We start from the raw sequence: 11,589 nt of genomic DNA on the forward strand, positions 1-11,589 counted from the left end.
CGTAGGCTTGCCGCCTGCGGGACGATGCGAGCCGCGGCGCGTCCCAGGACGCAGCGCGTTTCGCGGCGCTGCTTTTGCGGGGCGGAGGCCGCGGTGTCAACCGGAAAACATGTCTCCGTCCCCAACCGCCGGCCGAAGCGCGCCCGGCATGCCGGCCGCCGCCGGCGTCAGGCCGCCTCGACCGCCACGACCCCGGGCACCGTTCGCAACGCGCCGGCGATCTGGGGCGACACGCGGTAACGGCCCGGCAGGCGGATCTCGACTTCGGTCTCGCCCTCCTCGAGCATCAACACCACCGCGACCTCCCCGTCGCCGCCGGGCTCGAGCCGCTTGGCCAGCGCGTCGATCGGCTCCGGCGCCCGCATGAAGACCCGCACCGACCGCTGCAGCTTCTCGGCCGCGCGGTCCAAGGGCTCGACGCTTTCCAAGCGCAGCCGGACCTCGTCGCCCTCCACCGCGGCGCTGACCGAGACGATCACCGGCGTGTTGGGCTCCAGCAGGTCCCGATGCTTGGCGAGCCCTTCCGAAAAGATCACGGCCTCGTAGTGGCCCGTCGGATCGGACAGCATGATCACGCCCATGCGATTGCCGGACTTGGTCTTGCGCTCCTGACGGGCGAGCACGGTGGCGGCGAGCCTCCCCGCCGTCGCGCCCTGTTTCGCAGCCGCGACGAAGTCGACATAGCTGCGCACCCGCAGCTTCGCGAGCAGCGGCTTGTAGTCGTCGAGCGGATGGCCGGAGAGGAAGAAGCCGACCGAGTCGTATTCGCGTTTCAGGCGCTCGCCGGTCGACCAACTCTCATGCGGCGACGGGCGGATCGGGTCCGCCGAACCGCCGAACATGTCGTGCTGGCCGACCGCCGCCGAATCGCGGGTGCGCGAGGCGACGCCCATGATGCCTTCGACGCAGGCGAGCGCCCGCGCCCGGTCCGGCTCCAGCGCGTCGAGCGCCCCGGCCTGGATCAGGCTCTCCAGCGCGCGTTTGGGCAGCGCCTTGGCGTCGAGCCGCCGGGCGAAGTCCGGCAGGTCCGCGAAGCGCTTGGCGCGGCTCGCGGCGACCAACCCTTCCACGGCCTGGCCGCCGACGCCCTTCAGCGCCGCCAGCGCATAGAGGATCGCGCCGTCGTCGACGTCGAAGGCGACCGCGGAGCGGTTGACGCACGGCGGCTTCACCGGGATGCCGAGGCGGATCGCCTCCTGGCGGAACTCCGCCAGCTTGTCGGTCGAGCCCATGTCGAGGGTCATCGAGGCCGCGAGGAACTCCACGGGGTGGTTCGCCTTGAGATAGGCGGTCTGGTAAGCGACGAGCGCATAGGCCGCCGCGTGGCTTTTGTTGAAGCCGTAGTCCGCGAACTTCGCGAGCAGGTCGAAGATCGTCGAGGAGTCCGCCTTGCCGATGCCATTGTCGACGCAGCCCGTGACGAAGCGCTCGCGCTGGGCGTCCATCTCTGCGCGAATCTTCTTGCCCATCGCCCGGCGCAGCAGGTCGGCCTCGCCCAGCGAGTAGCCGGCGAGCGACTGCGCCGTCTGCATCACCTGCTCCTGGTAGATGATGACGCCAAAGGTCTCTCCCAGGATCGGCTCGAGCTTGGGATGCGGATACTCCGGCCTTTCCTGGCCGTGCTTCCGAGCGCAGTACACCGGGATGTTGGCCATCGGGCCCGGCCGGTACAGCGCGACGAGCGCGATGATGTCCTCGAACCGGTCCGGCTTCATGTCGGCCAGCGCGCGCCGCATCCCCGCGCTTTCCAGCTGGAACACGCCGACCGTCTCCCCGCGCGACAGCATGGCGTAGGTGTCGGCGTCGTCGAGCGGGATCTTGTCGAGCTCCACGGTCACCCCGCGCCGCTTCAGCAGGTTCACGGCGGTCGTCAGCGTCGTCAGCGTCTTGAGGCCGAGGAAGTCGAACTTCACGAGGCCCGCCGGCTCCACCCACTTCATGTTGAACTGGGTGACCGGCATGTCGGAGCGCGGATCGCGGTAGAGCGGCACCAACTCCGACAGCGGTCGGTCGCCGATCACGATGCCGGCGGCGTGGGTCGAGGCGTGGCGGTAAAGCCCCTCGAGCTTGAGCGCGATGTCGAGCATGCGCCCGACCTTCTCATCCTCCTCGCGCGCCTCCGACAGCTTGGGCTCGTCGGCGACCGCCTGCTTCAAGGTGACGGGATTGGCGGGGTTCTGCGGCACGAGCTTGCAGAGCTTGTCGACCTGGCCGTAGGGCATCTCGAGCACGCGGCCCACGTCGCGCATCACGCCGCGGGCCTGCAGCGTGCCGAAGGTGATGATCTGCGCGACGCGGTCGAGGCCGTAGCGCGCCTGGACGTAGCGGATCACCTCCTCGCGCCGGTCCTGGCAGAAGTCGATGTCGAAGTCCGGCATCGACACGCGCTCGGGATTTAGGAAGCGCTCGAACAGCAGGCCGAACCTCAGCGGATCGAGGTCTGTGATGGTGAGCGAATAGGCGACGAGCGAGCCCGCGCCCGACCCGCGGCCGGGGCCGACCGGGATGCCCTGGTCCTTGGCCCATTTGATGAAGTCGGCGACGATCAGGAAGTAGCCTGGGAACTTCATCCGCTCGATGACGCCGAGCTCGAAGTCGAGGCGGCGCTCGTAGGTTTCGACGTCGAGCTCCGGGGCGGGCCCATGCGCCGCAAGGCGCGAGGCGAGGCCCTCGACCGCCTGGCGGCGCAGTTCGGCCGCCTCGTCCACGACGCCGTCGCCGACCGTGAAGCGCGGCAGGATCGGCTTCATGGTGCGCGGCCGGTAGGCGCAGCGGCGCGCGATCTCGACGGTGTTGGCGGTCGCCTCGGGCAGATCGGCGAACAGCCGCACCATCTCCGCGCGGGACTTCAGATTGTGGTCGGCCGTGAACTGGCGACGCTCGCTTTCCGCCAGCACGCGGCCTTCGGCGAGGCAGATCAGCGCGTCATGCGCCTCGTGATCGCTTCGTTCCGCGAAGCGCGCGCCGTTGGTCGCGACCAGCGGAATCCCTTGGGCGTAGGCGAGGTCGACCAGCGCCCCCTCCACCGAACGCTCGTTCGCCGTGCCGTGGCGCTGGAGCTCCACGTAGAGGCCGTCGCCATAGAGCGCCGCCAGCGTCTGCAGGCGCGCGGCCGCGACGTCGTCGGCGCCTTCCAGCAGCATGCGGTCCACAGGGCCCTCGGGGCCGCCGCTCAGCGCGATCAGCCCGTCGCGGTGCGCCTCAAGCATCGCGAGGGTCGCGTGCGGGCCTTCGTTGACGTCGCTTTCGAGGAAGGCGCGGCTGCCGAGCGCCATCAGGTTGCGGTAGCCGGCCTCGGAGCGCGCAAGCAGCACGATGAGAGGGCGGCCCGCGTCCTTCATCGGGCGACCGGAGCGTTCCTCGCGGTCGGCGAACTCGACGTCAAGCGCCATGCCGATGATCGGCTGCACGCCAGCCGAGGCCATCTTCTCAGAAAACTCGAGCGCGCCGAACAGGTTGTCGTCGGTGAGCGCGATCGCCGGCATGTGGTCGGCCTTCGCCGCTGCGGCGATCTTCGCGACCGTCAGCGCGCCTTCGAGCAGCGAGAAGGACGAGCGCACGTGGAGATGGACGAAGCCGAGATCGCCCTTCAGTCCGCCGTCGGCCATCGCGCGCCTCCCTCGTGTCGTCGCGCCCACCCTACTCCGCCGCGAACCCAGGCGCGCCCCGGGAGACGCGGGTCTCCACAGGCGCGGGCGGAGATGCTCCCGTCAGACCGACCCTAAGGCGTCCGCCCAAAGCACCAGCGCGCCAAAAAAAACCATGACGGAGCCGAGCTCGATCGCGCCCCCTACTACCCCTAGCACCAAGTTCCAACCGTCGGTCCGGTCCATGACGCACTCCCGTTCTGGACTTGTTATGTTCCTATTTTGTTTCTTCTCCACAGCCGGTCAAGCGCTTTCGCACAGGGGCGGGAGCCGGAGGGTTGGGGGTGGTTAAGGAAAAGGTCGAAACGGCCTGGCGCGGGTTAACCGGCAGGGTGTGCTGGACGGACCGCGAAGCCGGGTGTCTACGACCAAGGCGTCGAGCTCTGCCCAAAGTCGCGCAGACCCGCGCGAAGGCGGGGGCATGACGGCGTGGCGATCTGAGCCTCTCACGCTCCGCCGAAGCCGCTAGCTTGCGCTCACACCTCCACCAGCACCCCGTCGCGCAGGGTCACGCGGCGGTCAAGCGTCGCGGCGAGGTCGAGGTTGTGGGTCGCGACCATGGCGGAGAGGCCCGAAGCGCGGGCGAGCGCGGTCAGCGTCTGGAACACATGCGCCGAGGTGGTCGGGTCGAGGTTGCCGGTCGGTTCGTCCGCAAACAGCAGACGCGGCGCGTTGGCGACGGCGCGGGCGATGGCGACGCGCTGCTGCTCGCCGCCGGAGAGCTCCGCCGGCCGGTGGGTCAGGCGCTTGCCAAGCCCGAGGTAGCCGAGCAGGTCCCTCGCGCGGCTCTCCGCCTCGGCGGGGGCGAGGCCGCGGATGAGCTGCGGCATCACCACGTTTTCGAGCGCGGAGAACTCCGGCAGCAGGTGGTGGAACTGGTAGACGAACCCGATCTGGTTGCGGCGGATCGCGGTGCGGGCGTCGTCGGAGAGGCCCGAGGTCGGCTCGCCGTCGAGAAAGACCTCGCCGCTGTCCGGCCGCTCCAGCAGTCCGGCGACGTGCAGCAGCGTCGACTTGCCCGTGCCCGAAGGCGCGATCAGCGCGATCGATTCGCCCGCGTTCATCACCATCGAGGCGCCGGCCAGCACCTCGAGGGTCGCCTCGCCCTGGCGGTAGCGCCGCACGACGCCGTCGAGCACCAGCAGCGGCGGGCGCTCCTCGTAGGGCGCCCCGGGGCCGCCGTCGTCCTGCGGATCGGTGTGGGTGTCGACGTCGCTCATTCGTAGCGCAGCGCCTCCACGGGATCGAGCTTGGCAGCGCGCCATGAAGGGTACAGCGTGGCGAGCACGGAGAGCGCCAGCGCCATCAGCACCACGGTCGCGGTCTCGCGCAGGTTGGGGTCCGCCGGCAGCTGGCTGAGGAAATAGACCTCGGGCGAGAACAGTTCGGTCCCGGTGAGGTAGGCCATGAAGGCGCGGATGGCCTCGATGTTCACGCACACGATCATGCCGAGGGCGAAGCCCGCCAGCGTGCCGACCACGCCGATGCTGGCCCCGGTGATGAGGAAGATCCGCATCACCGCCCCGCTGGTCGCGCCCATCGTGCGAAGGATCGCGATGTCGCGCCCCTTGTCCTTCACCAGCATGATCAAGCCGGAGATGATGTTGAGCGCGGCCACAAGCACGATCAGCGTGAGGATCAGAAACATCACGTTCCGCTCCACCTCCAGCGCCGAGAAGAAGGTCTTGTTGCGGTCGCGCCAGTCCAGCAGGTAGACGGCGCGGCCGGCGGCGGCCTGCAGCTCGGGCTTGACCCTGTCGATGGCGTCGGGGTCGTCGAGGTAGATCTCCATCGAGGAGACGTCGTCCTCGCGGTTGAAGTAGGCCTGGGCCTCGCCAAGCGGCATGAAGACGATCGCGGCGTCGTACTCCGACATGCCGATCTCGAAGATCGCCGCCACGCGGTAGCCCTTGATGCGCGGCGTCACGCCCATGGGCGTCACCGCGCCGCGCGGGGTGACGAGCGAGATGGTGTCGCCGGCGCGCACGCCGAGCTGGTCGGCGAGGCGGCGGCCGATCAGCAGCCCTTCCCCGTCGTCGAAGCCTTCCAGCGTGCCCTCGCGGATGGTCCGCGAGACCAACGGCAGCTTGCCGAGCTCCTGCGCGCGCACGCCCCGCACCAGCACGCCGCCCGAGGCGGAGGGCGAGGACACCAGCGCCTGCCCCTCCACCTGGGGAATGACGTACTTCACGCCGTCGACCTTCCCCAGCCGGTCGGCCAGCGCGAGGTAGTCCGTCAGCGGCCCGTCGATGGGCTGCACCACGGCGTGGCCGTTGATGCCGAGGATCTTGGAGAGCAGCTCGGTGCGGAAGCCGTTCATCACCGCCATCACGATGATGAGCGTGGCGACGCCGAGCGTGATGCCAAGGAACGAGAAGCCGGCGATGACCGAGATGAAGCCCTCGCGCCGACGGGCGCGAAGGTAGCGGCCCGCGATCAGCCACTCGAAACGGGCGAAGGGCCGCGTCGCGCCGGGCGCGGCTCCGTCGGCGGCGTCGCGGGCGTCGGTCATGAGGGGCGTCAGCTCGCGGTCAGCGCGTTGAGGGCGGCGTCGACGCTCAGCTGCTCGGGCGCGCCCGGGCCGCGGCGTTTCAGCTCCACCACGCCGTTCGCAAGGCCCTTCGGCCCGACGACGAGGCGCCAGGGCAGGCCGATGAGGTCCATGGTCGCGAACTTCGCGCCCGCCCGGTCGTCGGTGTCGTCGTAGAGCACGTCGATGCCCTGCCCTTTGAGCTTGGCGTAGAGGTCTTCGCAGGCCGCGTCGCAGGCCGAATCCCCAGGCTTCAAGTTCACGAGCCCGACCTTGAACGGCGCGACCGCATCCGGCCAGATGATTCCGGCGTCGTCATGGCCGGCCTCGATGATCGCGGCGGCGAGCCGCGATGGGCCGATGCCGTAGGAGCCCATGTGAACATGGACCTCCTTGCCGTCGGGGCCGGTCACCTTGGCGCCCATGGCCTCGGAGTACTTCGTCCCGAAGTAGAAGATGTGGCCGACCTCGATGCCGCGGGCCGAAAGCCGGCTCGCCTCCGGCGTCTCGGCGAACTTCGCCTCGTCGTGCATCTCCTCGGTCGCGGCGTAGAGGCTGGTCCACTTGTCCACGATCGCCTGCAGGCCCGCCGCGTCGTCGAAGTCGACGTCGAGCCCCGGCGTGTCGAAGCTCAGGTAGTCCTCGTGGCAGAACACGGCGCTCTCGCCGGTCTTCGCCAGGATGATGAACTCGTGGGAGAGGTCGCCGCCGATCGGGCCGGTGTCGGCCGCCATCGGAATCGCCTTCAGCCCGAGCCGCGCGAAGGTGCGGAGGTAGGCCGTGAACATGCGGTTGTAGGAGGTGCGGGCGGCCTCCTTGTCGAGATCGAAGGAGTAGGCGTCCTTCATCAGGAACTCGCGCGAGCGCATCACGCCGAAGCGGGGCCGCACCTCGTCCCGGAACTTCCACTGGATATGGTAGAGGTTCTTCGGCAGGTCCTTGTAGGAGCGGACGCTCGAGCGGAAGATCTCGGTGATCATCTCCTCGTTGGTCGGCCCGTAGAGCATCTCCCGATCGTGCCGGTCCTTGATGCGCAGCATCTCCTTGCCGTAGGCGTCGTACCGCCCGCTTTCGCGCCACAGGTCGGCCAGCTGGATGGTCGGCATCATCAGTTCGATCGCGCCGGCCCGGTCCTGCTCCTCCCGGATCACGCGGCAGATGTTGTTCAGCACCTTCAGCCCGAGCGGCAGCCAGGCGTAAATGCCGGCGGCCTCCTGCCGGATCATTCCCGCTCGCAGCATCAGGCGGTGGGAGACGATCTCCGCCTCCTTGGGCGCGTCGCGCAGGATGGGCATGAAGTAACGGCTGAGGCGCATGACGTCCGACGGCTCCGGGAGAGGGCGCGGGCGAAGCGGCAAATCGCGCGCCCGCGCGACGGCCGGAACGAAACCCGATGCCCCCGCAAAACACAAGCCGCGACGTCGCCGCGTCGCCCTTCCCGCCGATTTCGTTGATTTCCGAGCGCGCGCGCACAGGATTTCAGGCCGCGAACTTTGGGCTCTTTTTTTTGGCGCCAGATGCACAAATAGGTGACAACCCGTCGCAGGCGCGCTACGGTCTCGACATAACAAAGGGCCGCCCGGCGACGTTGCCACGCCGGGCCAAACAGCGGTCCAAGTCTTGGGAGGATGTCCGTTCATCGCGTCTTCGATGCGTTAGACGGTCGAAAAGCGCCGAAGTCCCGCACCGCTCGCGGCGCGTCGACCTAGAACGGGCTCGGAAAAAGAAACTCCAAAAAAGCAGGGCGCAGGCTCTGCTTTTTTTATTTGCGCGAGCGACGGCTCCCCCCAGGACGGCGCTCGACGCCGACGTCCCCGCCCTACGCCCAAGACCCCTCCCGACCTCGGCTCCGCCGAGGGCCACCCTCCCCACGCCTTCGGCGCGAGGAGGTATCCCCGCGCGTAAACGACTGGATGTGGCGGCTGAGGCGCCGGGCGCGAAAACCGTGTCCTAAACCTGCTCGAACTTGGGAAAGAACGGCACGTCGTCGAGCGTGAAGTGGCTTTGGGTCAGCAGCCAGACCACGAACAGGAACACCCCCGTCGCGGCGAGCGTGGTTAAGCCCACGATGCGCCAGCCGCGCAGGCGGACCGGGGCGCTGGGCTCGGTGCCGGGGATCACTTCGCCGGCGTCGAACTGGGTGCGCATGCCGAAGGGCAGAATCGCGAACAGCGTGATCCACCAGATCACGAAATAGATCGCCGCCCAGCTGACCAGCGGGAAAATCACGCCTGCTCGAGCTCCACCAGTGTGCCCAGCATGTCCTTCGGATGAAGGAACAGCACCGGCTTACCGTGGGCGCCGATCTTCGGCTCGCCGGAGCCCAGCACGCGCGCGCCCTTGGCCTTCAGCTGGTCGCGGGCGACCAGGATGTCGTCCACCTCGTAGCAGACATGGTGGATACCGCCGGCCGGCGCGCGGTCGAGGAAGGCCTGGATCGGCGAGTTCGCGCCGAGCGGCGCGAGCAGCTCGATCTTGGTGTTCGGCAGTTCGATGAAGACCACCGTCACGCCGTGGTCCGGCTCGTCGGCGGCGGGCGTCACCTTCGCGCCCAGCGTGTCGCGATAGACCGCGGTCGCGGCCTCGAGGTCCGGCACGGCGATGGCGACGTGGTTCAGGCGGCCGATCATCTGCTTCGCTCCGTCATCCCGGCGGAGCGGCGAAGCCGCGAACAGCCGGGATCGTGATCAGGATCAGGCGCCTACCGACGGTCGGTCCCGGCTCTCCGCTCATCGCTTCGGCCGGGATGATGCGCTGTGCCGGCGGGCGCTCCTAGCGCTCGCTCATACCCCCACCACGCTGACGTGGCATATTGGCTTTTTGCCCCATACCGTCTGCAGCTCGCCGCGGACGGCGCGCTCGATCGCCTTCTCGACCAGGCCGGCGTCGCGTCGCTTCTGGCGCGACAGGCCGTCGAGGCAGTCCAGCACCGTGTCGCGCAGCACCTCGGGCATCAGGGTGCCCTCGTCGTCGCGCGGCGGCAGGCCGGTGAAGCGGATCGAGACCTCGCCCGCCACTTCGCCGCGCTCGTTGAAGCCGACCGCGATCGACACGACGCCGGCGAAGGCGAGCTTGCGGCGCTCGGGGATGGTCTGCTCGGTCGCGTAGATCATCACGCGGCCGTCCTTGAGCATCCGCCCGGTGGGGACGTTGTCCACGATCTCGACCGGCCCGCCCGCGAGGCGCACGATGTCGCCGTTGCGGACCCGCACGACCTTGGGCACGCCGACCGCCTTCGCGAACTCCGCGTGGCCGTCGAGGTGGACCTCTTCGCCGTGGACCGGAACCAGCGCCTGCGGCTTGATCCAGCCGTAGAGCATGGCGAGCTCCTCCTGCCGGGGATGGCCGGAGACGTGGACGAAGTGGGTGCGGTCGGTGATGACGTCCGCGCCGCCCTCGACGAGCTTGTTGATGATACGGCCGACCGCCTTCTCGTTGCCGGGGATGGCGCGCGAGGAGAAGATCACCCGGTCGCCCTTGGCGAGGGTGACTTCCGGATGGTCGCCCTCGGCGACGCGGGCGAGCGCGGCGCGCGGCTCGCCCTGGCTGCCGGTCATGAGCGCGACGACCTTGTTGCGCGGCAGGTAGCCGAAGGCGTCGGGGCTGAGGAAGTCCGGAACGCCCTCGAGATAGCCGAGCTCGCGGGCGACGTCGGTGGCGCGCGCCATGGCGCGGCCGACCAGCACCACCTGGCGGTCGGCGGCGAGCGCCGCGTCGGCGACCGCGCGCAGGCGGCCGACGTTGGAGGCGAAGGTGGTGACGGCGACGCGCCCCGGGGCGGACTTGATGAGGCCCGCAAGACTCTCCGCGACCTCGGACTCGGACCGCGAGATGCCTTCGCGCAGCGCGTTGGTCGAATCGCCGACGATCGCGGCGACGCCCTCCTCGCCGATCGCGCGGAAGCGCTCCTCGTCGGTGGGACGGCCGAGCACCGGCGTGCGGTCGATCTTCCAGTCGCCGGTGTGGATCACCGTGCCGGCCGGGGTGCGGATCGCGAGCGCGGTCGATTCCGGGATCGAATGCGCGACGGAGATCAGCTCGACGTCGAACGGCCCGACGGGGAAGCGCGAGCCTTCGGCCACCACGCGCACGTCGATCTTCGGGGCGTCGCGCTCGGCCGAGCGCTTGGCGGCCAGGAGGCCGGCCGCGAAGGGCGTGGCGTAGACCGGGCACTTCAGCTGCGGCCAGAGGTCGAGCAGCGCGCCGTAGTGGTCCTCATGGGCGTGGGTGAGGATGATCGCCTCGAGCGCCCCGCCCTGCGCCTTGGCGAAGCGGATGTCCGGCATGATCAGGTCGACGCCGGGCGTCGTAACCTGATCGCCGAAGGTGACGCCGCAGTCGACCATCAGCCAACGCCGCTTGCGACCCTCGCCGAAGCCGTAGAGGCCGGCGTTCATGCCGATCTCCCCGACGCCGCCGAGGGGAACGAAAACCAGATCCTGCGCCATTCCCGCCCTTATTCCCGGACCGTCGCTGCGGTTCCGAAGCAAACCTCGCCAGCACTTACCGTGACAAGCGTTCCATCTGCGCCTCGTAGCACGAGGCGGCCGTCGTCATCGATCTTTTCGAACACGCCGCGCGCAATGCGGGCGCCCAGATCGACCGTGACCGTCGATCCCAGGCCCGCCGCGCGCGCCATCCAGCCTTTGCGCACCTGCGCGAAGCCGCGCCCGTCGTCCCATGTGTCGAACCACGCCGCGAAGGCGTCCGTCAACGCGACGAAGAGCTGTTCCGCCGTCGTGTCGTCGCCGCGGGAGGCCAGCGAGACCCCCGGATAGGGTAGTCCTTCGGGCGCGGAGGCCACGTTGACGCCGATCCCGACCGCGATCGCGACCCGCCCCGGCGCCGACGTGTCGGCCTCCAGCAGGATGCCGGCGAGCTTCGCGCCGTCGACGATCACGTCGTTCGGCCACTTGAGCTCGGGCCGGGTGGTGGGCTGGCCGAGCGACGGCGCGACGGCGCGCAGCGCCTGCTCCAGCGCGAGCCCCGCCACGAATCCGAGCGTGGCGGCCGTCTGGGGGGGAATCGCCAGCGTCGCGCCGAAGCTCGCCGCCAAGTTCCCACGCCCCGTGGACCACGCCCTCCCCCGCCGTCCGCGCCCCGCCGTCTGCGCCCGCGCGACGACCCAGGCCGGCCCGCGGCCTTCGCGGGCGAGCGCCAGCGCCTCGGCGTTGGTGGAGCCGACCGTGTCATAGGCGTGCAGCGCGTGGCCGGCGGCGACCGCCGTGGGGCCGAGGGCGAAGGTCATGCGCGAGGAGCTTGCAGCTTCTGGTCGCCATCAAGCCCTGCGACGATCGGAACCGTTCCGCTCTCTTCGGCGCCACCCCCACCCCCAGCCCCTCCCCGCAAGGGGGAGGGGAGCGCGTGGAGCTTGGCTCGGAGGTCGGCTGATCGTCGCAATGCTGGCATCCC

8 protein-coding genes are annotated in these 11,589 nt (G+C 69.5%); all 8 read right to left on the bottom strand.

The window, feature by feature from the left end:
- Nucleotides 1-167 precede the first annotated feature (167 nt).
- Entirely contained in the window at nucleotides 168-3,608 is a 3,441-nt protein-coding gene (gene dnaE / locus K244_RS0108390) for a DNA polymerase III subunit alpha (RefSeq protein ID WP_020185808.1), read from the bottom strand.
- A 515-nt stretch (nucleotides 3,609-4,123) separates the two neighbouring features.
- Complete coding sequence (locus K244_RS0108400; RefSeq protein ID WP_020185810.1) at nucleotides 4,124-4,867, bottom strand: ABC transporter ATP-binding protein; 744 nt, start codon at nucleotides 4,865-4,867, stop codon at nucleotides 4,124-4,126.
- Nucleotides 4,864-6,159 (bottom strand): lipoprotein-releasing ABC transporter permease subunit, encoded by a 1,296-nt coding sequence (locus K244_RS0108405; RefSeq protein WP_020185811.1) that lies wholly within the window; start codon nucleotides 6,157-6,159, stop codon nucleotides 4,864-4,866. Before K244_RS0108405 ends, K244_RS0108400 begins: the two co-directional genes overlap by 4 nt.
- A gap of 8 nt (nucleotides 6,160-6,167) precedes the next feature.
- Nucleotides 6,168-7,493 (bottom strand): proline--tRNA ligase, encoded by a 1,326-nt coding sequence (gene proS, locus K244_RS0108410; RefSeq protein ID WP_020185812.1) that lies wholly within the window; start codon nucleotides 7,491-7,493, stop codon nucleotides 6,168-6,170.
- 634 nt (nucleotides 7,494-8,127) lie between these two features.
- Complete coding sequence (locus K244_RS0108415) at nucleotides 8,128-8,406, bottom strand: DUF1467 family protein (protein WP_020185813.1); 279 nt, start codon at nucleotides 8,404-8,406, stop codon at nucleotides 8,128-8,130.
- Complete coding sequence (gene mce, locus K244_RS0108420; RefSeq protein WP_020185814.1) at nucleotides 8,403-8,807, bottom strand: methylmalonyl-CoA epimerase; 405 nt, start codon at nucleotides 8,805-8,807, stop codon at nucleotides 8,403-8,405. The genes K244_RS0108415 and mce overlap by 4 nt, the downstream gene beginning before the upstream one ends.
- Nucleotides 8,808-8,960: 153 nt before the next feature.
- Entirely contained in the window at nucleotides 8,961-10,625 is a 1,665-nt protein-coding gene (locus tag K244_RS0108425; protein ID WP_020185815.1) for a ribonuclease J, read from the bottom strand.
- Between the two features lie 8 nt (nucleotides 10,626-10,633).
- Nucleotides 10,634-11,425, bottom strand: coding sequence for a biotin--[acetyl-CoA-carboxylase] ligase (locus tag K244_RS0108430; RefSeq protein WP_020185816.1), 792 nt, complete (start codon nucleotides 11,423-11,425; stop codon nucleotides 10,634-10,636).
- Between the last annotated feature and the right edge of the window lie 164 nt (nucleotides 11,426-11,589).

This window comes from Methylopila sp. 73B, from assembly GCF_000526315.1.
Lineage (GTDB): Bacteria > Pseudomonadota > Alphaproteobacteria > Rhizobiales > Methylopilaceae > Methylopila.

Bases quoted from the DNA above. Each gene is read 5' to 3' on its own strand.
- dnaE (WP_020185808.1), bottom strand. From the start codon at position 3,608: ATGGCCGACGGCGGACTGAAGGGCGATCTCGGCTTCGTCCATCTCCAC.
- mce (WP_020185814.1), bottom strand. From the start codon at position 8,807: ATGATCGGCCGCCTGAACCACGTCGCCATCGCCGTGCCGGACCTCGAG.
- proS (WP_020185812.1), bottom strand. From the start codon at position 7,493: ATGCGCCTCAGCCGTTACTTCATGCCCATCCTGCGCGACGCGCCCAAG.
- K244_RS0108430 (WP_020185816.1), bottom strand. From the start codon at position 11,425: ATGACCTTCGCCCTCGGCCCCACGGCGGTCGCCGCCGGCCACGCGCTG.
- K244_RS0108405 (WP_020185811.1), bottom strand. From the start codon at position 6,159: ATGACCGACGCCCGCGACGCCGCCGACGGAGCCGCGCCCGGCGCGACG.
- K244_RS0108425 (WP_020185815.1), bottom strand. From the start codon at position 10,625: ATGGCGCAGGATCTGGTTTTCGTTCCCCTCGGCGGCGTCGGGGAGATC.
- K244_RS0108400 (WP_020185810.1), bottom strand. From the start codon at position 4,867: ATGAGCGACGTCGACACCCACACCGATCCGCAGGACGACGGCGGCCCC.